Here is a 22,588-nt window from a genome sequence, read left to right as displayed (position 1 = left end):
GTCATAGAACAGTTCGCATACCAAAGAGCAGGGTGAACGCTGAGGTGGAATGAGTTCAGCGACCCTGCAAGATGATCCTTCGGTAGAATCGTTCTTCAATGCCGTGGAAACGGAGACGTTGGCGTTGTTCGAGCACCTCTCCTTCGAGTTTCTTGAAGGGTTCGACGTGTTCGCCCCGGCGGAGACGGGGCGAACACGAGATCTTGAGCCGCCCGAGATGATGCGTGGCTTTCTCCATTGCTATTACAAGAACATCTACGGTATCCGTCCGGTTGCACGAGAACTGAACAACACCGTTGTCTGGCTCAGCTGTAGCTTCGATCGACCGCCGTCGAGAGACGCGGTCGATCGATTCCTCACTGATCTTGAGCACGTTGTTGACCGGGTCTTCGACCATCTCGTCGAGCAGGCCGCCTTGCGGGGCCTGCTCGACTTGACGTATTCTATCGATTCAACCGACGTGAGAGCGATGCCCGCCGATCCAGACGCATCGAAGTGCTATGATCCAACCGATGACGAGTACTACTACGGCTACGGCTGCACGATCGTCTCAACCGGGCAAAAGATCCCGATTGCAGCCGAGTTCACCGAGAGCAAACAAGCACCAGAAGAGACGGCGATGCGCGTCACGCGTGACGCGCTCGCCGTCGGGAAACCGATGTGGATGCTTGGAGACAGTGCCTACGACACGCTCGACTGGCACGACCACCTGCTGGCCGCAGGGGTCGTGCCAGTCGCTCCGTACAATCCACGAAACACCGACGACCCGAAAGATATCGAGTACAGGGTAGAAGACCGCATTGAAAAACACAGCAACGACGTTCAGCTGAAGCAATCAACGCTAGACGAGACGTACAACCGCCGGAGTGGCGTCGAACGAACCAACGAATCAGTCAAGGGCTGCGGCCTCGGGCGAACGCACGCCCGAGGCCGCGTCCATGCACGAGCGCAGGTGTTCCTCGCGTTGTGTCTGCGCCTCGTCGTCGCAATCACCAACTACGAACGCGGAGACAATCCGGGAAGCACAATCATCACGGTGTGAGAAGAGTTCTATGACACCCTCAGGCTGTACTCGGAACCGACCCGGCCGATGGTCGCCTCCACGTCCCCCACCTCGACGAGGTGTGCCGCGTCGTCCAGTCCGTGACTTTCGGCCCAGTCGGTCAGGAACGCGCGGCCGCGCTCTTCCGTCCCCGGATCGAAAGAGCGAGACGTCCGCGCCGACCATCATCACGGCGGCCGTGGCCGCGACGCCACCGATCGGCCCGCCACCTCGTGACCCCGATCCACGCCTCGCCCGCGGTCGAGGGAAATACACTTCACCCCGCCGAGTAAACCGGCCGAGCATGTACGACGCGGGAGGTCGGAGATGTACGTCGTGATCGTGGGTGCCGGGACGGTCGGGTCGTCGATCGCTCGGAGTCTCTCGGACACCCACGACGTGGCCGTCGTCGACCTTGACGGCAGCCTGATCGACTCACTGATGTACGACGCCGACATCCTCGGGATCACCGGGGACGGCACCGACGTCGGTGTCCTGCGGGAGGCGGACATCGGCCGGGCCGACATCGTCATCGCCAGCACCGACGACGACGAGACCAACCTCGTCGTCTGCGGGACGGCGAAGACCATCGGCGATCCCCTCGCGATCGCGCGGGTCAAACGCGACAAGTTCGTCCGGACGTGGGAGGCGTCGATGGGGGCGTTCGGGGTCGACCACATGGTCGCGACGAACCTCTTGGCCGCCGAGACGATCACTCGGATCGTCGGGCTCCCCGCCGCGGAGGACGTCGAGACGTTCGCCGGCGGCCTCGTCCAGATGGCGGAGTTCGAGATCGATCCGACGAGTCCGATCGCGGGCCAGACCGTCGAGGACGCCGATCGCTACGAGTCACTGACGTTCGCGGCCGTGTTCCGCGACACCGAGGACGAGGTCGTGATCCCGCGTGGGGACACCGTCCTGCAGGCCGGCGACGACGTCGTCGTCATCGGCAGCCCGGAGAGCGTCCGCACGTTCGCCCACGCGGTCGCACCGGGAGTCGAGAGCGCGGAGAACGTCCTCGTCATCGGCGGGAGCGACGTCGGGTACCACACGGCCAGACTCCTCCAAGAGCAGGGGCTGACACCCCGACTCGTCGAGCGTGACCCCGACCGCGCCCGCGAGATTGCCGAGGACCTCGCCGGCACGACGGTCCTGGAGAGCGACGCGACCGACCGAGGGTTCCTCGAACGGGAGCGTGTCGAGGACGTCGACGTCGCCGTCACGGCCCTGGACAGCGACGAGAAGAACCTCCTCGCCGCACTGTTGGCCGAACGACTCGGGGCCGATCGGACCGTCGCGACCGTCGAAGCGCCCGAGTACGTCGACCTCTTCGAGGAGGTCGGCGTCGACGTGGCGATCAACCCGCGCGAGGCCGCTGCGGAGGAACTCACGCGGTTCACCCGCGAACACCGCGCCGAGAGCGTCGCCATCCTCGAAGACGACCGCGCCGAAGTGCTGGAGATCGAGATCGACGCCGACAGCATCCTCGTGGACCGACCCATCCGCGAGTCGGTCGCCGACCTGCCGGCGGGTGCGGTCATCGGGGCGATCACCCGCGACGGCACGTTCGTGATCCCACGCGGGGACACCGTGATCGAGCGTGGCGATCACGTCGTCCTGTTCGTCGACACCGCCTGTCTGGACGAGGCGAGCGACAAACTGTAAACCACCACGACCACGGACCCTCTCCCGTGGCCCCACGGTATCGATCCCGACCAACCGACGGCACATGCGGTACCCGGACGGCCCGGCGGTCGGCCGCCTCGTCCCGTTCGGTGCGGTCCACCTCCTCCGACGAGTCGGTGGTCTCGTCGGACTGGGGACGGCGTGGTTCGCGTCGGTGACGCCGGCAGCCGGGACTCGTCTCACTACCGTCGGCGCACACGCCTCTCTGGACGACTGGGGTTTGCGAGGCCGTCGGGATTACTCGCGACGCAGGTTCAGACAGGCCTCACAGACCTCGTCGGTCGTGACCGAGACGTACGTGTCGGTGGCTTCGATCAGACGCTCCTCCGTGTTGAACACCTTTTCGGCCGTGTGAGCATACGATCGGTTCTCGTCAAACTTGTGTGACCACCCACAGCGTGGCGATTCCCGAAGGTGCCACTTGTTCCCCGGCTTCCGCCCGAGTCGCAACGGACTGAGGTTCGACTCGTTCAGTAGCTCTAGCAGCGTTTCCCCGTCGATCAGTTCCACGCCGTTCTCCTCCGCGAACTGCCGTGCACCCTGAGTGAATCCGGACCTATCGTCAGTGCGTCCCGAACTGGTCACCAAGACCGATTCGTCGAACACGTCCGTACTCGAGTGACGGTGCCCCCCACACTGGACACCGAACAGATCCCGAACCAGGGGCTCTTCGACCTTCTGTGTCCATCGTTTCGCCTGGATCGCTATCTTCGGGGGATCGGAAAACGGGATCCGGTTGGTCGCTTCGGCGATGACGTCGACACCCCCGTCCTTCCTTCCTTGCTGTAGTCGTGTGTCGTAGCCCATATCCTCCCACAGCACCGCGATCAGTTCCTCGAACTGCCGCCAGTCACGGTTCAGCAAGTGTCGTTCGTCCCAGTCGGAATGCGTGTAGGTACTGTCGGAGAGAAGGCCTCTGAAGAATTCCCCCAGTCCAGTGCGCATATCCGACACCACGGACAGATTCGTGATATGACTTTCTCCGGGATCTCCCCGCGTACGTGACCGACCCATAGAACGACAACCATCTGAGCAACTGGAGACGGTCCGCCGCCGAGTGGGTGCAACGCGGACAGGACATCGCCGATGTGACCGTTGAGCACGATACGGATCTACACCTCGGCGCAGCCGCGAACGTCATTATGGCTGACGGAACCATCCTCGCGTCCGAGGCTGTCACGAAGCAGGCTGGCGAGACGTTCGACGAGGACGACGTAGCGAACGTCATCAAGCACGTTCTGGAAATGTTCGCCGAAGAGGAAGGCCGGCCACCGCAGCACGTCGTGATTCATCGTGACGGGAAATTCTACCTCGACGTCGAGAGTCTCATCAACCGTCTCGACAAAGCCCGGGATCTCATTCAGCGGTTCGACCTCGTTGAGATCCGGAATCCGGGAATCCCCGCATCGCCGAATACGACGAATCGAAATCACGGTTCGATATCGCGGACAAAGGTGTCGCCTTCCACGTCCACAACGGCGACCACTCCTACCTGACCACGACTAGGGGAAGGAGGAAAGCCTTGGCACGCTGCGACCGCTACAGATCGTGAAACGGCACGGATCAACAGATCTCGACACGCTCGCGGAGCAAACCTACTGGCTATCGGAAGCGCACGTCGGATCGCTGAGCCGCTCCACTCGGCTCCCCATCACCACGTACTACGCCGACAAGTGCGCCGACTTCGCGATGAAGGGCTACCTCACCAAAGGCAGCGTCATCCGCGGCGTCCCGTACATCTGACCATGCATCGGCACAGCCCCACGCAACCACTCACGTACCAGTCAACACACCGGTGACCCTCGCATGACCAAGAGAGAATTCGAAGCAACAGTCGAGTTCGATGACGGCAGCACCGCCGATCTGGAGATGGCTGCCGACAAATCATGGGATAGTTTCCTGAACTACTTCGGTGACGCCCAGCACGTCTACTGCGTCACGTACAGTCAGTCCCCGGCATTCATCTACAAGATGTTTCAGAATCAGGATCTCGCAGTGGACTCGCTGGAGGTCATCGTCGGGGACAACCAGCACGACGACTACCGGCGCTCGCTGAAGAACACGAACAACGCAAAGAAAATCGCCGCGCAACTGGAATCACTGCGCCAAGACGGTGATCTACTCATCCACACCGTCGATTCCGCACGCGTCCTGCTTCACACGAAACTCTACATCGTCGAGAACCAAGACTGGTCTCGCACACTCATCTGTGGGTCGGCGAACCTCTCCAAGCAGGCTTGGCAGGGGAGCAAGCAAACCAACGTCAACATCGCCTGGCGTACCGATGGAGACACGCCCGTCGACGAGTGGTTCGAACGGCTATACGCGTTCCACAAGGACTACGCGATGCCGTTCATGGAGGATCTCACCGAGGAGATCGAGGACGCCGAAACGGCAGAACAGGAGGCGAAGATCTACGATATCTGGCTGGGTGGCGACGAGTTCAGTGACGACCCGGTCGCCGAGCTGAACGCCCGGCTCGACGAAGCAGTTGACGACGACCAAGTCAATACGTACAACGTCGTCACCGACGCCGAAGAAGCAGAGAAAGCGGTTTTCGCCGCTGAAGATACAGACACCGATCCAACCGAAATCAGTCCGGACAAGCGTGCCCGCCTCTCCCCGCAGGGCCTCGAAGACGCAATCTCGAATCTGGACGACACGCTGTCTGCCAATAACATCCGAATCAACGACGGCGAAATCGTAGCGACACTCGCCGGCATCGCGCGGTACAAAGAGACCTTCACAGGGTATCCAGACCTCAACGTCGATAGAGACGAGAACAATGTCGAATTGCGGGTTGACGACTCCGTCCTTGAACTAACAGCACCGCTGCCGGACGATCCGCAGGAAGTCGCTGACACACTCGACCTGATCGAGCAGTACATCGAAACTGTCGGCGAGTTCGGTGAAACGCGAACACCAAAGGAGACGCGGGTACATTTCCACGAAGGAATTATCTACCTCTGCTGGGCTCCGTTTGCTGACTACTGCGCTTATCGCTACGCCGAATACGAGTCTGCAGAGCTGGACAAGGATCTACCGTTCCTGTTCCTCCACGGTGACAATGACAGCGGAAAAGGCATGTTCCTGCGGTTCGGGACGCGTCTCATCTCGAACGGGTACGTACAGGAAGTTACGACCGGAGACGACTTCGTCAAAGACAACATCGAGCGGGATCGTGCGTCGGACACCGTTTTCCCGTACATCGTTGACGACGTGGCGAAGTCGAAAATCGACCGGGACATCATCAAGTCCTACTGGGAGGGGAAGTGGGACGGGTCTATCCAGATGCCGACGTTCATTTTCTCCTCGAACGACTCCACGAAGCCGAAATCCGAACTCCGCACTCGGATGAAGACGCTGGATTTCAACGTCAACTTCTCCGAACTGAAGAAGGACGAACGCGAAGCAGCCGCGCAGATCGCGGGGCAGGCAGACAGTTGTAACCTGTTCCCGTGGTTCGCCCACCTGTTCTTACAGCGGGATATCTCGCTTCCGGACCAGTCGGATCGGCTCGCGGATGCTCGGGACGTGTTCGCAGAGCTGTACGCGTATGCCGAAAAGGAACCACCAGAGTACGTGCCACTGGAGAAACCCGCCGAGCAGAAGCACGATCCGGGGCGTCGGAAGTGGATCAGTGCGCTGTCCGACGGACTGTGCGAACTCGATTTCAAGGATGACGGACGGATCGTCGCCGATTTCTCGGCACATCTGGACCAGCAGCAATGCTGGGAGTTCCAGAAGACCACGCCAGCCCATATCCGGGCGGGTATTTACGGGCCGGCGGTTCAGTTTGAAAGCGCGAACAGGTTCCAGAATTGGATTGATGAGCCCAGTGTGATTGAAGATGCACGACGCGATACCGAGACAGCCGCTGACGACACCGGTGTGCTGTCTCGGGTCACGCGGCTCGTCCGCGGGTAATAGACATGTCTGATCACTCATCTCACCGGCGGTTCGACGGGACGTTAGTCACGGTACCGTTCGGGGGCGAAAACGTCGAACGGACAGCACGAAACGAATACCGAATGCTTCTCGACGAGCACGATTCTGAGGATGTGCTCGTCATCACGGGTGCACCGACGAGCGCAGACGCGTTCCGTGAAGCGTTAGGTGAGGAACTGCCGGGTGCGGCGACGCCGTACGTGACGTCGTCGGTGGTGCACGCGACCGATGTCCTCAACCAGACCGATGACCGCGTCATTCTCTCCGACGCCCTGCGGCGGGAACTCCTGTACCGGTTCCTCGAAGACTACGAGTGGGAAACGGAGTACCTCCAACGGGCGTCTGCGCAGCCGTCGTTCATCGAGGACGTGGATGCGGTGATGGGCACGATCTCCTGGCAGACGGTCAGGCCTGACGAGACTCCGGAACTCCGTGACATCACGGCTGCGCTCGACGGGTTCCACGACTGGCTCGCCGAGCACGGGCACATGGAGCGTGGACAACTCATCTCGGAAGCGCTCGATGTCCTCACGGGGGATGCCCGCGACGAGGTCGTTGATTTCGACGCGGTACTTGCAGTCGAGTTTGAGGAGTTCTTCCCGCTTGATCGCGCGTATCTCGACGCGCTCGCGGGAGACTGCGATCTCGTCTGTGTTGCCGAGGAGAACGCGAGTGTACGCCGGACGTGGGTCGAGACCGGACCCGTTACGGACTACGTCTCGTTCAGCGAATCCCGACGTGGGGCATCGGGGACGCCGTCGACGCGACCAGCCGCGACGGCAGCGTATTTCGCCGACGAAACGGTCCCGGAAGATCCAGAATCCGGGTCGGTTTCCGTTCTTGCCACAGACTCCGGTGACGAACAACTCGCCGAGATTGCGAACGAGATCGAAGACCTCGTCGCACGGCCGGACTGGAAGTACGATGATATCGCTGTCGCCACGAAGCAAAGCGGGAGTGCTGTGACGGACGCTATCGAAGCGTTCGAAGGCACCGGGATTCCGACGGAATCGACAACCGTCACCGGGTTCGGTGACGATCCTGCGATTCGGGAACTCCTCGCGGCCGTTCGGTATCTCGCTGACGATGAAGACGATGGACCCGACCACGGTTCGGAACTCGATACGGACCGCTTGGACCGAGTCAGCGAGACGGACAGCCTCGAAGACGCGATTCACTGGTGGGCCACGGACGCTGGGTTGAAAGAGCGGATCGCGGAACGGGCGGCCCCGTTGGATGCACGGGCGCAGTTTGGGAACGTCCGACGGGCGTTCCGGATGGCCGAGTTCCTCGAAGAGACCGAGTTCGTGGATGCGACGTGGGAGTCGTTCAAGCAGATGCTCGAACGCGCTCACGAGTACGCACCGCAGCAGAATCAGACGAGTGCGACGGACCTCGACGGCGGCGTTCGCGTCGATCACTTGCAAGCGATTAAGAACGAGTCGTTCCGCGCGGTGTTCCTCGTGAATCTCGTCGACAGCGAGTACCCGGGCGACCCGTTCCTGACACGGTTGTTCCCGAGCGAGCGAGTCGCGTCGATGCCGGACTATCCCGGTGTTACGGAACTGGATGGAGCGGATATGGATGCGACGTTCCCGACGACGTCGACGGCGTCAGGACGACCGTTCGCGCGGTACCACGCGGAGCACGCGCGGCGACGATTGGCTGTCGGGGCGGGTGCGGCGGCGGAGCGGCTCTACTGTTGTCTCTACGAGTACGAAGACACGGCGCTCGAAGAGCGTGCACAGGCATCGCGGTTCCTCACGGCGGCGTATGCTGATCTTCCGTGGGTGACCGAGGCCGATGAGCCACAGGTCACGAGCGAGCAAGCGGCGGAGCAGTACCTGCTGTCGCGGGTCGACGACGCGCTTTCGGAGGTGCGGCGCGCGAACAGTCAGGACGTGACGGTGTCGCTCGATGAGGTCGAGGCGGAACTCGGAGAGATTCAGGACGTGCTCGATAAGAGCGGGGCGCGTGGGGAGGAACTCCGGAAGGCATTGCGTGCACGTGTCGAGTTCGCTACCGGGGAGGTGCGGCGATGAGCTCCGAATCGCTCTCCCCGTCGCGGTTGGCGAACTACGCGACGTGTCCGCGGTTGTACGATTACCGGTATGTACAGGATGTGAACACACCGGATCGTACGGAGCTGTATCTCAACCAAGGGACGATCTACCACGAGACTATCGAGGACGTGTGTGATGTGACTGAACGTGATGATGATGCAGAGACGATTCACGACCGCGCGATGGACGTTTTTGCGGCGAAGTGGGCGGAACACAGCAACTCGGACGACTACGAATCCGACGCCCATCAGGAGTACCAGCGGCGTGAGAACCGGGCTGCCGTCGAGGCGTTCTTCGACCCGGATGGTGGTGACGGGATCGAGCACGCGCGTCACTCGGTCGCCACGGAGTGCTGGGTGGAATGCGAACGCGATGGCCGCGGCCTCCACGGGAAAGCTGACAACGTCGTTCGGACGGACGAGGGGCTACACGTATTCGATTACAAGCGGAACACGAGCGGAGTCCTCTCGTCCGGGACGGCCGAGTATCTCGGCGAGCACCGCGACGGAGAGGCACACGAGCCAAAGCGTGTGCGGAACGCGTTCCAGACGGCGACGTACATCGAGGGCGTGAAGAACGAACCGTTCTACGAGGACGGGATGACGGTTCGGTTCAGTTTCTACGGCCTGCTCAACAGCACGTCGTTCGAGAGCACTCCAGCCGGGTACGAGGTGTCTGCCCGTGGATATCCACGAGAAACCACGGAGATCTACGCGGAGCACTACGACACGATCTGGGAGCTCATCCGTGCCGCGCACGACGGCATCACGGGTGAGGCCTACGAGCCGGAGCCGTTCGACCTCATCACCGACGAGGCGTGCCCGGATTGTGACTATCGAGAGATGTGTGCTGATCGCCTGTCGACGGAGGTGCGACGATGAGCGACGAGACGGAGTACCCGTCGTGGTTCCCCGTTCCGGAGGAAGACGTGTCCCCGGAGCCCCAGCAACGGGAGATCATCAACTCCGACGCGTACCCGATGCGCGTGCTCGCCGGTGCAGGGACAGGGAAGACGTTCACGATGGTGCGGAAGATCGAGCACCTCATCGACGAGGAAGACGTCTCGCCGGACCGGATTCTCGCGTTGACGTTCACGAACAACGCGGCGGACTCGATGCGGGAGAAACTCAACGCGAAACTCGGGACAGCAGGGTACGACATCGACGCGTACACGTACCACTCGATCTGTAACGAGATCCTCGCCGACTACGCCTACGAAGCCGGGATCGACCCGGACTTCGAGGTCGCCACGGACGCCGAGAAGTACGCTATCGTACTGGACGTTCTCGACGACATCGAGTACCGGTCGGTCAAACCGAACGTGTACGGCAGCGACGGGTACGTGTCCGGAGCCGCGTCGAACTTGCTCAACTTCATCGGGTCGATGAAGCGCAGCGGCATCACGCCCGAGGACGTCGACGCGTTCCTCGGGCCCGCCGACCGCGTCTATGACCTCGCCGACCTGCCGGAGCGCGTCGAAGCAATCGCCAGCGACCATCTCGGTGGCCGGTCCGTGGCAAGCGTGCTGGATTCACTTCCCGAGGTGCGCGATGAACTCACCGCGGAACGCGACGGGTTGGGAACGGACGGGATCGAGGCCAGTGTTCGGGATCTCCTCGACCGGCTCGTCGACCTGTGTGATGCGCTTGAGACCGCGTTCCAGGCCCACGAAGCTGGCGAGCGTGATCTGCCGGACAACGCGTACAAACTCCCGAAGTACCTGTTCGGCGGATACGCAAGCGGTGCTCCGAAAGGGATCCCGGACGATCTGGCTCTTGAACTCACGGACCATCTCGACTCGTTCGTTTCCGACTGCCTTACTGCCCGAGATCTCACCGCCGGGTACGCGGCGTACGAGCGAGAACTGGACGAGCGAAATCTCATCGACTTCGACGGCCTGGTGGTCGAGACGGCTGCGCTGATGGACTCGTCGGTCGGCGAGGAAATCGCCGAGCGGTGGGACTACGTGTTCTGCGACGAGTTCCAGGACACGGATCGTCTCCAGTTCGACCTCGTCACGTCACTCGTCACCGACGACAACCTGTTCGTCGTCGGCGACGACGATCAGGCGATCTACGAGTGGCGCGGCGCGAACGTCGGAAACATCACCGACGAACTCGACCGCGCGTTCGCGGCGCTCACGGACGAACCGCTGGAGGAGAACTTCCGCTCCCGACAGCCGATTCTCAACCTGGCAAACGAGGCGATTCGGAAACTCGACCACCGTGAACGGCACAAGACACTCACTCGCGTCGACGAACCCGCGTACGACGGCGACACCGTCGCTACCGTCGAACTACCGGACGAAGACGACGACTCGGACGGGCCACCCCAACTTCGGACCGTCGTCCAGAACCTACTGAGCGGTGCAGCAGAAACCCTCGATGAGGCGTACGATCCAGGCGACATCGCGTTACTCGTCCGGAAGAACGACCACGCCACTCCCGTCATCGAGGAATTCGAAGACGCCGGCATCCCGTACCAAGTTGCTGGGGATCTGGCCACGGAATCGGTCGGCGTCGGCACCGTCACCGCCTACCTGAAGGCACTCGCACGGCCCGAAGACGAGGTGAGTTGGAATCGCATCCTCCTAATGCGGTACCGGCTCTGCGACGCGGACCTCCGCACGCTCAACGCGGGCGACGACCCGCTCGTGGACACACTGCGCGAGACGCCGCTCGACGAGTTCGAGGAGCCCGACCGCATCGCAGAAGCCCGTGAGCACGCCACGGAACTGCTCGATATTCGTGATTCGGCGTCGCTCAGCCATCTGTACCGCGAACTCACGGACCGCACGAACATCGAGTGGTATCTCAGCGAGCAGGAGCGCCGGGATCTCATCCAACTGGAGGACGTCATCGAGGGGTACGGGGATAGTGCCGTCCAACCTCCGCTGACTCCGGAGTTTATCGACTCGCTCGAACACTACGACTCCCTGTTCGACGAAAGTGGCACCACACCCACGAGTCAGCCGGACGTCGCCGACGACGCGGTCAACGTGATGACCATCCACAAAAGCAAGGGCCTGGACTTCCCGGTCGTCCTCATCCCACAAGTTACCGCCGACGAGTGGGCACCAAGTTCACGCACGTACGACGCGCTCGAAACCAGCCTCTCGGATGGCCCAGAAGCAGCGTTCGCGCAGGACTTCGTCGAGCGTGATGCTCGTGAGACCCGCCGCGTGTTCCACGTCGGGATCACGCGAGCCGAGGACATCCTCGTCCTGCAGGGTGGCAGCGACGAAGGTGACGATGCTGCGGACGAGAACACTGTTTCAGAGCTGGTTGACGAAATACTCCCATCTCGAATCCCATGGCAGCCGGAGCGAGGACAGCTCCCGCTTTGGACCGACGTCCAAGAGTGTCTCCCGGACGACGCAGTAGACTGGACGAACACGCTGGCCAACGAGACCATCGGAAGTATCGGCGGTACCGTCAGGCACGATGGGGAAGAGCTCGCGGTTGGGGTTGCACGCGACCGTGTGCTGAACCTGACAACGGCCACTCTCGATGGGAGTCTCTCACCGAGAGCCGAGCGGGAAATCCTCCAGGTTGGGTCGCTGACTGGCCCGTCGACACCGTCGCCGTCGCTCTCTCACAGCTACACGTCGCTGGCGGCCTACGAAGAATGCCCACGGAGTCACCATCTGGACTACGTGGTCAACGCGTTCCCCGACTATCAGGAGACCGAGGCCACGAGCGATGCGAAGGGAGGTGTATCGCAACGTGAGATCGGATTGCTGTTCCACGATACCGCTGAGCAAGCCGCGAATCAAGGGGTGGAACGTCGTGAGGAGTGGTACGAGATTTGCGAGCGACTCGCCAGTCAGCGCCGCGCTGACGACGCTCTCTCGGCGGCAAAACAGTGTATCAATCGGTACTTCGAGTTAGATCTCCCCAGTTATGAGATCATCGACGCGGAGCGAGAGTTCGAACTCACTATCGATGGGCACGAACTCGTCGGCTACATTGACGCGGTCTACCGGACACCTGACGACGAACTGGTCGTCATCGACTACAAGGCGACCGAACGTCACCGCGACTTGGAGAACGATAAGCAACTCCCGATCTACCTGTTAGCGTGCCGTGACCTGTACGATGAGCCTGTCGCACGCGCGGGATATGCCTACGTCGGTGACATTGGGCCGAAAGTCGAATCCCGAACGTTCAGCGAAAGTGATCTGGAAGCAGTCAGAGATGACGTGACGTCGTCGATGAACGATATTGCTGAGTTCTCGTTCAGTCGGTACACTTCGGGTGAGCACTGCCGGTGGTGTCAGCACAACCAACTTCCCTGCGCGCCGGCCTCGTTTACCGTCGGTCCCGGGTCCGAGGAGTGAATAGTCGACACCACGCGAAAACAGTTTGCCGTAGATCCAGTTCCCATCCCGCCTGCATCCCTCGTCAGATTCGGTGTCTTGGTCGCAGTGCGAGAAACACTTCGGTGGGGGTGGCCACCCGAATTCTTAAGTCATTATCGCAGTAATCATTATCCTAAGTATGACCTTCTACGACCGGGAGGAAGAACTCGATACACTCACCGCTGCGGTGGAGTCACCCGGTTCGGACTTCGTTGTCGTCTATGGCCGGCGTCGGGTGGGGAAAACGGAACTCCTCAAAGAATTCTGTGCTGACCGTCCCCACATTTACTTCCTTGCCGCGCAGGAAGCCGAGCATCGACAGCGCGAGAAGTTTCTCGACCAAGTTGCGGACTACTTCGACGAGCGCGTCCCTCGAATCGACAGTTGGGACGAAGCGTTCGAATACCTCGGGGAGAACCTCCAGCGAGAGGATCTCGTCGTCGTCATCGACGAGTTCCCGTATCTCGTCGAAGAGAACGACTCGCTCCCATCGTACATACAAGCGTTCGTTGACCAGGCGCTCGACGGAACGGACTCGATGCTGGTGCTCTGTGGGTCGAGCGTGAGCACGATGGAGTCAGAGATCCTGGGACACGAGAGCCCACTATACGGGCGACGAACGGCACAACTCGACGTAACGCCGTTCTCGTTTCAACAGGCCCGAGAGGTCATCTCGTACGACTTCAGGGACGCGGTTCGCTCGTATGCCGTCACGGGTGGTACCCCGATGTACCTCACGCTGTTCGACTACGACCAGTCGCTCGCGGCGAACATTCGATCACACGTCCTATCACCATCTGCGGTACTGTATAACGAACCCGAGTTTCTCCTGCGCACCGAGCTCCGAAACCCAGCCCGGTACATGAGTATCCTCGAAGCAGTCGCACTGGGCCATACGACACCGAACGAGATCTCCGGCGCAACGGGGATCGATTCGGGACCGCTCTCGAAGTACCTACAGACACTTCGCCGACTCCGCCTCATCGAACGAGATGTCCCAGTCACGGCCTCGGGGAAGAAATCGAAGCGGTCACGGTACCGGGTTGCGGACGAGTTCCTTCGGTTCTGGTTTCGGTACGTCGAGCCGCATCGATCCAGTATCGAGGAAGCACCGGAGATCGTGTACGACGGGACGATTGAACCGGACCTCCCAACGCACGTCGCAACCACGTTCGAGGATGTCTGCCAAGAAGCCGTCTGGGAAGGGATTCGACGCGGCGAATTCGAACCGTACTCCGAAGTCGGTCGGTGGTGGTACGGAGAAGAGGAAATCGACATCGTCGGGCTGGCACCGAACGACGACCGAGTCCTCCTCGCCGAATGTAAGTGGACGACGGATCCGGTCGGGGAAGACCTCGTCGAGAGTCTGCGAGCAAAGGCAGAGAACGTCCGATGGGGACCGTCGGATCGAGACGAGCAGTTCGCCCTGTTCTCGAAAAACGGGTTCGTCGACGGACTCGAAGCACAACTCGATGACTCGTGGTCCTTGTTTACTGTAGCGGACATCGACGACCTACTCACGCCGTCCTAAGTGCTTCGCTACTAATCCAAGGGAACGCAATACGACGGAGAATCAACATCAGATAGTTATAGTAGCGTTTGTAACTGTCCGCACACCTGATCGAACGCAGTCATGCGATCAGGTGTGTGATGACTTACAAAGGCTACTATATTTCCTGAGGGGATTCTGGCTTGCTTCAGTTCCGACAGACCCTCTGAATTGCTGAGTTGAGTGGCGGGAAGACGACCAAAGTCTCTCGCGCGCGCCGCCAATTACACTCTCTACGCAAGTATTACGTCCTCGCGGTGTCATTCGAATGCAGGCGAATCGCATGAAACCGGCGACCCCCGTTCCGCAGCGTGATGAAATCCAAACGTCCGAGGAGGGGTTCCTTTATAAACGCCGTACCGCAGTCTGCCAAATGTTTCCCGTCACGCAGAATGATGGGCGCTGCTGGCGCTCGTTCGGTCGGCAAATAAAGTCCCTTGCTGGGCTTGAAACGGTTAAAGTCGAGGGGGTACTGAATGAACCGAAAACACAGTATTCTGTGTCTCCATAGTATCCTGTATGCCTTCGATCACGGTCAACGTGGACGACGACCTCAAAGATCGCATGGAGGAGCATCCGGAGATCAACTGGAGCGAGGTCACGCGGCAGGCGATCGAAGAGAAGATCGACGCGCTCGAAGTGATGGACGAACTCACCAGTGGGAGCGAACTCACCGAGAGCGACGTGCAGGACATCGCCGACACAACGAGCGCGGACGCGAGCGCGTCGACGAGGTCCGAAAGGGAGCGTGAGGAGGATGGGGCAGCGATAATTACCGGATCGATACGGTGATTCGGCGAGAACTGTAGCAAGCACTGCTATCCCTGTTTCGGGTGGTTGCTGAGGGACACCTCCGCAGGTAACCGCCCGTCGTTTTGAATATTTGAACAGAGACAAATTATTTGAGTCTCGCAGTGTGAGAGCTAGTACGATGACCGAACCGAATCCGGAATCGTGGACGGGGAGTATGAGCGGGCGTGAGCGCGTCCGGCACGTCGTGGAATTGCTGGACGAGCCAACGCCGGTGCAGGAGATCGCAGACCGGGCAGATGTCTCGCGCACGACGGCCGACGATGAACTCCAGCGCTTGAAGAGTGACGATTGGGTCACTGAGACGACGCTTGACGGGACGAAGGCGTACGACCTGAACCCGGTCCGGATGCTCTTCGACGAAGTGACGGACTTGATCGAGGCCCACTCGCGTGACGAACTGGAGAGCCAGCTCACGGAGCTGAAGGAGGAACAGGAAGAGCTGGCGACGGAGTACGACGTCAGTTCACTCGACGAGTTCCGAGAACGACTCGCTGACGAGGAACTCTCTGCAGAGGAACTCCGTGAACGTCGCAACGTGATCGCGACGTGGGATGCGATCAATACGGAACTCGGGCTCGTGAAGCACTCTCTCCAACTGTACGACGATGTCAGCGAACTCTCGTCACCACGGACTGACTCTCCCTCGACGCTCGCCTGATGGTCGTCTTCCTCGCTAATCGAGCGAACTTGCAGAGTAAGCGGCTCCACGACCGCATCCAGAACCGGCTCAGCGGCGAATTCGAGAACGTTCGACGCCGGCGTGCTGAACCGCGCGAAGCGGGCCCGTACCGTGTCGTCGCTGAGGTAGACCCACGCCAGTTTCTCGATGACGACGAGTATCCGGTGACGAGCGCGCGGGTCGAAATCGGGTTCCAACTGCAGACTGGCCATCCGTACGAGTACTACTGGCTCAACTGGATCGAACCGGAGCGTAGTCTGCTCGTCGGGTGGCATCAGGACGAGACCCACGATGATCTCGGCCCGGTTCATCTGCAGGTGAACGACGGCGCGACGCCCGTCGCGCACGAACCGGCGCAGTTCATCGACTCACATCCGTTAGATGTCATCGAGCGGAGATTCACCTCGCTCCGAGATGTGATTCTCACGGTCGAGTGGGAGCAGGGACGACCCGTCGGACTCGATTCCTAACCAAAGCCCACTGACTCTCGTTTTGCTGGGGGGACAGTTGCTCGTGATCGAGAGACGTTCAACGAGCCAATGATTAGATGGAGTGCACCACGCCGTGGAGACAGCGAACCAGAGGACGAAACCGCCGTCAATCGGAACCGTTCAGTGGCTGAACGAAAGCAACGGCAGTGCATTCAGAGCCGATGACATCGACGATTACCCCGCCGCTGTCGTGCGATTACGACTGAGAAATCGGCGATGGGCGCTGCAGGCGCTCGGTCGATCGGTGAACGAAGTCCCTCGTTGGGCCTGAGCCGGTCGAAATCAAGTATTCTGAATACACTAGTCGAATCAGACTCGCGCGGGTTGGCGAGAAGTCACTCGTCGTGACCCCGGTGGGTCCTCACACGCTCGTCCGAACCGTCGAACGGGTCGGCAGAATCGGTGGCTGAACATCGCAGCGAGTCTACTTCGGACCGCTACTGTCTACCACGATACGTTTCACCTCCTGTCACGGGGTCGTATATTCGGACATCCCTGCCCCGAAGAACTATGTTGAAGTCTGAACCGGCGGTTTCAGGTCGGCAACGCGAAAAACAGCGCGGCAATAAAGAGGACGATCGCTGCTCCCATGAGCGTTACAATATACATCCCAGCAGCGACTCCGAGGCCGGCGATAGTCCGAAGCGTCAACCACTGTTCCATCGATTGTTGCCAACAATACAGACGAACACCTATCGTTCCAAGTCCCCACACCGCTATCGGGTAGGCTATGAGCACCGCGATAAGTCGAAATTCCCGAAACTGCGGATCGCTCTGCGTGGACCCGATGTGAAGCACCTGCCACCCAGCAACGATGGCGACCCCCTGACCGAGTGCGATAACACCGACCAGTAGCAAATAGTTCACCGGGAATCGGTCAGTTGGCCAGCTATCGAGTCGGGCACGAAAGTCCGACACCGTGAGTGATGGGAGACACCCGAGGGCAACAACGCCGATTACTGCCAGATACTGCAACAGCGTCGTCGTGATCTCTCCGATGGACGAATACGGAATCACAGTGCTTGTGAGCGTTGGCTACTGTATATTTTTGTCTTTGACTTAATGAGTAATTGAGGTCATACTGTGGATGATCATCACACCTGGCTACTAAAGGACAGAGTTTTGCTGGTTCGAACGTTTTCAGGCGATCCCTGTTCCGTATTTTGTATTCACCACGCACTGGTAGGTCCGTTCGAGAGGTGCCCTTCCGTCACGATGTTGTCAAGCTGTTATCACATCAGTGTTTCAGCTCTTCGTCGCTCAGTGCAACGCTTACCTGACCGAAGAGCACTGATACCGGAGATACGCTCCGCCGGCGATACAGACAGTGGCGATAAGCAACAACCCGCCGCTGATAGCACCTCTGAGGGTGCTTGGAACTCCGGGGGGTTCGACTATATTAAACGCTCTCTGAAACACGATAAGTTGGAATACCAACAGAAGACTGCCGCCGGATACCAACAGTCGGCTCTTCGAGATTCTGCTCATGCTTCACTGAGTACCCCTCATGTCCCGCAATTCGAGTAAGGCCCAGAATATGAACGTGGTCGAGAAAGAAAGTGCTATCCCATTCAGCGGTGAAAATACCACTGTACTGACAGCAAATGAGCCAATCATCCAGAGGGTGACGAGCAGCCCCTTATATTTCATACGGAGTCTCTGGTCGCCGACCTGTATGTATCCCCCGAACGATTTCAGTAGCCGCAATTGATGGCGCATATAGATCAACGGTACTGCAGCGCAAGTATCAACAGAAAGGCCATCATGCCGACAACGAGCATTGTCACAAGGATACGACTCGCGAGAGGACTCATTTTTTCGTCGGGAATCGCTTCCGGTTTGAAGTACCCCGAGAGTAGTCCACCGCCGAAGAATGCTAATGTGATTGCGGAAATACCCATAGCCAGCGATACGGTCCTTGATTCGGTAAGAGCAGTCTGCCCCATCCAGAGACTCATAAGCAGCATCGATAGCCCAAAGCCTGAGCGGCGCTGCATATCCTCAGTCGTCCAGCGGCGTTTATAATTGTGATTGAAATTGAAATATTCGTTCACGATGATACGACGGCTCGACAAATGACAGTTCAGTTCGATTCAGTCGTTAGCCGCTAATACGTTCGTTTCCGAGCCATTCCGATCTAATATCGACGCGATCATGAACTAATATGCCGACCCAACCGTCGGGTATCAATCTTGCGTGTGATGAGGGCTATATCGAGCGTCACGTTTGCCCTCACCGCGTGGAAGTTGAACAGTTACAACGGTTCCGGAGCTGTCGGCGTCGAACGAGAGCGTACCACCGAGTCGGGTGACGATCCACTGCACCATCCAGATGCCCAGTCCCCGCCCATGACGGAGCTGTGACTGTTCGACAGACCCAAGCACCGCGTACTCCTGTTCAGGGATGCCTGGTCCCTCGTCTTCGATCGTAACCACAGCGTGTTCGGCGGATGCACGAATTGAGATGCGAACAGGTGGCTCATCCATCTCGGCGTGTTTCATGCCGTTGCTGATAAGTTCGGCCACAACGGTCCGGACAGCCTCACGACTGGTGTACAGCGTTACCGGCTCCGCGTTGACGGTCACGGTCCCTCCGAAATCGTCGGCGACCTGTTCTCCTACCTTCCGGATGAGTTCTCCTATTTCGATCCGTTTCCGGTCGATGTGCTCCTGAGAGAGGAGTTGGTCCATCTCGGTGACGGTTTCGCTCACCGTCGCGAGCTCTCTGGCGGAATTTGCGATCTGTTTACCGCGTTCCGGCTGGTCATCAAGGAGTTCCGCGTGGGCACGGATCACGTCTACTTTGTTACGGAGATTGTGACGCAAGAGCCTCACGAGGACGTTTCTCCGTTGCTGGTTGCTCCGCCGCGCTGTAACGTCACGGAAGATGTAGATGTCTCCGGTTCGGTCACCGTTCCGTTCCGTCATCGGGCTGTGTGTCACCTCGAACCACCGGCGCCCGATTTCGGTAGTCAGCTCACGGTCAACGGGAGCATCGCGGAGTTCATCGGGCCCAACCCCGATGAGTGACTCGAAATCGCGTCCGAAGGCGTCTCGAGACTGTGTCCCGAGAAACACCTGACTCGCGGTTTCGTTCGTATAAATAATATTTCCGCGCGTGTCCGTTACGACCACGGCTTCCGAAACTTCTTCGAGAACCACGCCGCGGGCCAACCGTGCCTGTTTCGTGGTGTCTTCGGCTGCTTCGGTGAACACGCTCGCCGCTAATGGCACTCCAGAGCCGAGGACGGTGGCCAAGATGAGATTCTGGACGACACTGTTTTGCAGGGGTGTGAGTGACACGACGAACCCGATCATAACGAGACTGCTACCGCTGATTGGAAGCAGAACGCCTTGCCACAGGGGGACCAATTTGCGCTTGAGTGTCGCCTGTGAGAGCAGAAAGGTTCCGGCGACGCTCCCGTACGTTGCTGAGATATTGATGATGGCCATCGAGACGTCCTGGATCACTGACACCGGTAGTTGCGTCGCGAACACGAGGGCGACAGCCGTCCCGGTGCCACGGAAAAGTCGCCTGCGCGTGAGTTCTGGACCGCGACCGGTGTGTCCGACTGCGAACCACAACCAGGCTATCGACGCCCCAAACAGAGCGACTCTCACACCGCTGAACAGCGTCTCGATGTCAGCGACCCTCAGACGGACGGCCACGTCAAGGACGGCGACCACGGCGAGACACCCGGCAGTGATACCGAGACCGGTCGTCCCGAGTTCCGGTCGACGGGCGACGGCCGTGATTCCGGCTGTGACCAGGGACACGACGAGCAGGACATCGGCGATGACGAGCGGGTCGATCACCGCTCACCCTCAAACCGGGTCTTGCGTACGGGAAGCGCCAAGCGGAGATGCTCCCAAGCGGTTCCGTCGACACCCACGCTCCCGCCAGCATCGATGGCAATCAACGAGAGCAGCTTCGCTGCGGGATGCTCCGCGGTGGGTTCTGCCACCGGATCGGCGTCCTCGTCACGGGAGTCCGTTCGTATATCGACGTATACGACTCCGTCGTACCCGTGACCGTCGGCTCTCATAACGGCTAGTCGTGGACCCGGCTGTCGATTCGATCCGTCCGTATCGGATCCGGTTCTCGACTCGGAGCCAACGATCGATCCGTTGTTTGCGCCCCGCCCTCCGATGTCGGCCTCGAACGAGATGGTCACCGAACGGTTCCGGATCGTGACAGCGTCGAAAACGGCCGCGAACCCCGAAATCAAGAGCGGCTGTGGGACTGCGACGGTGTACGACTCTCCGGTCGCTTGGATGGTGTTCTCGTCTGCCTGTATCGAACTGCGCGCCGCGGCGGTCCGAATTCCCGTTAGCAGCTCGCTTGATTCTCCCAAGGAGGTCCCGGCGAGCGCTTGTTCTATCTCTCTTGCACGCTTCCCGACTGTGAGCAGGAGGTCGCTACGTGTCCGGATTCGTTCGCCCACATCCTCGGGGTCGGTCCGCGCGTCGCTCAGCGCGACTCCGGGTGTGTTACAACTATCCTGTCCTTCAACCGACGATGCGAGCCTTGCGATTTCGTTGAGCTGGACGCCGATCACTTCGGAGAGGAGGTCGGTCAGCATGCGCGTTTGCCGCTCGCGGAGCCGCTGGTCGGTCGTGTCTCTGAACAGCAGTACCGTGCCGAGGGGAATGCCGTCGGTGTCGTCAACAGCCTCCGGAACGACGGTCAAGACTCCATCACTCACTCGAATCAGTTGTCGCTCCTCGTGTGCCAGCACCGCATCGTCGAAGATACGTTTGACAGGCCGTCCGACCACGGCCGCCTGCTCGCAGCCGAACGTGTCTTCGGCGGCAGTGTTGAGATCGACAACCCTGTCCTTACGGTCGATCGCCACGACCGGTTCCGACAACTCATCGACGATACGACTCTGGACTACCGGCCGGGCAACCGGAAGCTGTTCTAGCGGCCGGTACCAGTGCAGCGTGGCCAAGAGCCCCCCGCCTGCAAGGAGCAGGACGACAGGAAAGATCCGTTCCGAGTAGGCAAATACCGACGACAGGATCGGGGCCAGAGCCAACACGAGAAGTGACCCAGCCGGTAAGAGCCCCTGTCCATACGGCACGGCGTCTCGAGAGATTGCCGCCCAGAGAAGGATGGCTGCGGCGATAGCGTACAGCGGAGTGAGCACTCCAGAGATGAGTCCGATTACGCGCTGAGTGAGGATACCCGCCTGCGATGTCGTCTCGATACCCAGTTCGAACGGGAGGAAACTTACTATCAGCAACGTAACTGGCAGCGATATCAAGAGAGTTCGAACCGGCCGCGTGAGCCACTGGCCACGCCCGGTAAACCTAATAGCGAACAGGAACGCGAAAACGGCGACGAAACCGGAGGTGTTGTACAACGCTACGATCCAAAGTCCCTGATACCGTGCCGGGTAGACGAACATAATTATGAAAACGATACTACCGAGCGTGAGCAAACCCCCGACAGTAGCTAGCGCTCTGGCTCCGGGCCTGCTTCGTCGATTCCACGCCGATCGGGTGAGCGCAGCTGCGATCAACAAAGTGGCGGCGCCAAGCAGTGAGTGAGAGAGAGAGGTCCCGTAGGGTGACATACAGCTACCGATTGGTTGTGATAGGTCGTGGATATAATTTCGGACGCATCATCGGTGGTCGGGCGTCGGCCGCAAATGAGGTGCGATTTTCGGGTGATTGTATCCGAACCCGTCCCTCTCAAAGAAACGTCACTGCCGTCCAAGGCAATGCCCCCCCAGCACGCCGGCTTAAGGGATTCATAAGGGGACCTACGACGATAGCGCTGGGTTTCGCGGCTTGCGAGCCAGCAACCAGCGACCGGACCGATTCCGGTCGGGACGGTCAGGAACACGACGAAGCTTCCGAGGAGTATCTGTACGACAGTCCGCAATACAGTCCGTCTTCCCGACATCTGTTCCTGAACAATGAGCGTATAGACGAATGGCAGTTCGTGGCGGC

At 59.9% G+C, this 22,588-nt stretch carries 17 protein-coding genes; 12 read left to right on the top strand and 5 right to left on the bottom strand.

The annotated features are described in order from the left end of the window. Window positions 1-49 precede the first annotated feature (49 nt). Both NBT81_RS12650 and trkA read left to right on the top strand, forming a co-directional pair. Window positions 50-1,042, top strand: coding sequence for a transposase (locus NBT81_RS12650; protein ID WP_338738304.1), 993 nt, complete (start codon window positions 50-52; stop codon window positions 1,040-1,042). Between the two features lie 327 nt (window positions 1,043-1,369). Then, the gene (gene trkA, locus NBT81_RS12645) at window positions 1,370-2,707 is read left to right on the top strand and encodes a Trk system potassium transporter TrkA (protein ID WP_338739063.1); all 1,338 of its coding nucleotides are present in this window, start codon (window positions 1,370-1,372) and stop codon (window positions 2,705-2,707) included. Between the two features lie 258 nt (window positions 2,708-2,965). Here trkA and NBT81_RS12640 read toward each other — a convergent pair whose 3' ends face one another. Beyond that, complete coding sequence (locus tag NBT81_RS12640) at window positions 2,966-3,673, bottom strand: restriction endonuclease (RefSeq protein WP_338739061.1); 708 nt, start codon at window positions 3,671-3,673, stop codon at window positions 2,966-2,968. Window positions 3,674-3,816: 143 nt separating this feature from the next. Between NBT81_RS12640 and NBT81_RS12635 the strand changes: the two genes are divergently transcribed. The 10 genes from NBT81_RS12635 to NBT81_RS12590 all read left to right on the top strand — a co-directional run bounded on the left by NBT81_RS12635 (window position 3,817) and on the right by NBT81_RS12590 (window position 16,610). After that, complete coding sequence (locus NBT81_RS12635) at window positions 3,817-4,224, top strand: hypothetical protein (protein WP_338739059.1); 408 nt, start codon at window positions 3,817-3,819, stop codon at window positions 4,222-4,224. A gap of 52 nt (window positions 4,225-4,276) precedes the next feature. Beyond that, window positions 4,277-4,471, top strand: coding sequence for a hypothetical protein (locus tag NBT81_RS12630; protein WP_338739057.1), 195 nt, complete (start codon window positions 4,277-4,279; stop codon window positions 4,469-4,471). A gap of 63 nt (window positions 4,472-4,534) precedes the next feature. Then, window positions 4,535-6,655 (top strand): phospholipase D-like domain-containing protein, encoded by a 2,121-nt coding sequence (locus NBT81_RS12625; protein WP_338739054.1) that lies wholly within the window; start codon window positions 4,535-4,537, stop codon window positions 6,653-6,655. A gap of 5 nt (window positions 6,656-6,660) precedes the next feature. Then, window positions 6,661-8,718, top strand: a complete 2,058-nt coding sequence (locus NBT81_RS12620; RefSeq protein WP_425498660.1) for a DNA helicase UvrD — start codon at window positions 6,661-6,663, stop codon at window positions 8,716-8,718. Next, window positions 8,715-9,620, top strand: a complete 906-nt coding sequence (locus NBT81_RS12615) for a PD-(D/E)XK nuclease family protein (protein ID WP_338739050.1) — start codon at window positions 8,715-8,717, stop codon at window positions 9,618-9,620. Before NBT81_RS12620 ends, NBT81_RS12615 begins: the two co-directional genes overlap by 4 nt. Further along, window positions 9,617-13,078, top strand: a complete 3,462-nt coding sequence (locus NBT81_RS12610) for an ATP-dependent DNA helicase (protein ID WP_338739048.1) — start codon at window positions 9,617-9,619, stop codon at window positions 13,076-13,078. Before NBT81_RS12615 ends, NBT81_RS12610 begins: the two co-directional genes overlap by 4 nt. Before the next feature lie 160 nt (window positions 13,079-13,238). After that, window positions 13,239-14,630 (top strand): ATP-binding protein, encoded by a 1,392-nt coding sequence (locus tag NBT81_RS12605; RefSeq protein WP_338739046.1) that lies wholly within the window; start codon window positions 13,239-13,241, stop codon window positions 14,628-14,630. A gap of 537 nt (window positions 14,631-15,167) precedes the next feature. Further along, a complete protein-coding gene (locus tag NBT81_RS12600) occupies window positions 15,168-15,440 on the top strand; it encodes a hypothetical protein (protein WP_338739044.1) in 273 nt (90 codons plus the stop codon). Between the two features lie 175 nt (window positions 15,441-15,615). Continuing rightward, on the top strand, window positions 15,616-16,119 hold the full coding sequence (locus tag NBT81_RS12595) for a DUF7342 family protein (RefSeq protein ID WP_338739042.1): 504 nt from the start codon (window positions 15,616-15,618) through the stop codon (window positions 16,117-16,119). Next, window positions 16,119-16,610, top strand: a complete 492-nt coding sequence (locus NBT81_RS12590; RefSeq protein WP_338739040.1) for a hypothetical protein — start codon at window positions 16,119-16,121, stop codon at window positions 16,608-16,610. Before NBT81_RS12595 ends, NBT81_RS12590 begins: the two co-directional genes overlap by 1 nt. A 555-nt stretch (window positions 16,611-17,165) precedes the next feature. Here NBT81_RS12590 and NBT81_RS12585 read toward each other — a convergent pair. The 4 genes from NBT81_RS12585 to NBT81_RS12570 form a co-directional block, all read right to left on the bottom strand. Further along, entirely contained in the window at window positions 17,166-17,648 is a 483-nt protein-coding gene (locus NBT81_RS12585) for a hypothetical protein (RefSeq protein ID WP_338739039.1), read from the bottom strand. 707 nt (window positions 17,649-18,355) lie between these two features. Further along, window positions 18,356-18,685: a hypothetical protein gene (locus tag NBT81_RS12580; protein WP_338739038.1), complete on the bottom strand. Its 330-nt coding sequence runs from the start codon at window positions 18,683-18,685 to the stop codon at window positions 18,356-18,358. A 132-nt stretch (window positions 18,686-18,817) separates the two neighbouring features. Then, a complete protein-coding gene (locus NBT81_RS12575; RefSeq protein ID WP_338739036.1) occupies window positions 18,818-20,446 on the bottom strand; it encodes a PAS domain-containing sensor histidine kinase in 1,629 nt (542 codons plus the stop codon). Beyond that, window positions 20,443-22,209 carry a histidine kinase N-terminal 7TM domain-containing protein gene (locus NBT81_RS12570; protein WP_338739034.1) on the bottom strand — a complete coding sequence of 589 codons (1,767 nt, stop codon included), beginning with the start codon at window positions 22,207-22,209 and terminating at the stop codon, window positions 20,443-20,445. Before NBT81_RS12570 ends, NBT81_RS12575 begins: the two co-directional genes overlap by 4 nt. Window positions 22,210-22,588: the final 379 nt, after the last annotated feature.

Origin of the sequence: Haloplanus sp. CK5-1 (assembly GCF_037201915.1) — an archaeon.
GTDB classification, from domain to species: domain Archaea; phylum Halobacteriota; class Halobacteria; order Halobacteriales; family Haloferacaceae; genus Haloplanus; species Haloplanus salilacus.
The sequence above is the reverse complement of the archived record's forward strand: the minus strand, read 5'-3'. Positions and strand labels throughout refer to the sequence as shown.

What these genes read in the sequence shown, in the direction of transcription:
- NBT81_RS12640 (WP_338739061.1), bottom strand. Translation starts at nt 3,673, where the DNA reads ATGCGCACTGGACTGGGGGAATTCTTCAGAGGCCTTCTCTCCGACAGT.
- NBT81_RS12600 (WP_338739044.1), top strand. Translation starts at nt 15,168, where the DNA reads ATGCCTTCGATCACGGTCAACGTGGACGACGACCTCAAAGATCGCATG.
- trkA (WP_338739063.1), top strand. Translation starts at nt 1,370, where the DNA reads ATGTACGTCGTGATCGTGGGTGCCGGGACGGTCGGGTCGTCGATCGCT.
- NBT81_RS12625 (WP_338739054.1), top strand. Translation starts at nt 4,535, where the DNA reads ATGACCAAGAGAGAATTCGAAGCAACAGTCGAGTTCGATGACGGCAGC.
- NBT81_RS12610 (WP_338739048.1), top strand. Translation starts at nt 9,617, where the DNA reads ATGAGCGACGAGACGGAGTACCCGTCGTGGTTCCCCGTTCCGGAGGAA.
- NBT81_RS12570 (WP_338739034.1), bottom strand. Translation starts at nt 22,209, where the DNA reads ATGTCACCCTACGGGACCTCTCTCTCTCACTCACTGCTTGGCGCCGCC.
- NBT81_RS12595 (WP_338739042.1), top strand. Translation starts at nt 15,616, where the DNA reads ATGAGCGGGCGTGAGCGCGTCCGGCACGTCGTGGAATTGCTGGACGAG.
- NBT81_RS12650 (WP_338738304.1), top strand. Translation starts at nt 50, where the DNA reads ATGAGTTCAGCGACCCTGCAAGATGATCCTTCGGTAGAATCGTTCTTC.
- NBT81_RS12605 (WP_338739046.1), top strand. Translation starts at nt 13,239, where the DNA reads ATGACCTTCTACGACCGGGAGGAAGAACTCGATACACTCACCGCTGCG.
- NBT81_RS12615 (WP_338739050.1), top strand. Translation starts at nt 8,715, where the DNA reads ATGAGCTCCGAATCGCTCTCCCCGTCGCGGTTGGCGAACTACGCGACG.
- NBT81_RS12590 (WP_338739040.1), top strand. Translation starts at nt 16,119, where the DNA reads ATGGTCGTCTTCCTCGCTAATCGAGCGAACTTGCAGAGTAAGCGGCTC.
- NBT81_RS12620 (WP_425498660.1), top strand. Translation starts at nt 6,661, where the DNA reads ATGTCTGATCACTCATCTCACCGGCGGTTCGACGGGACGTTAGTCACG.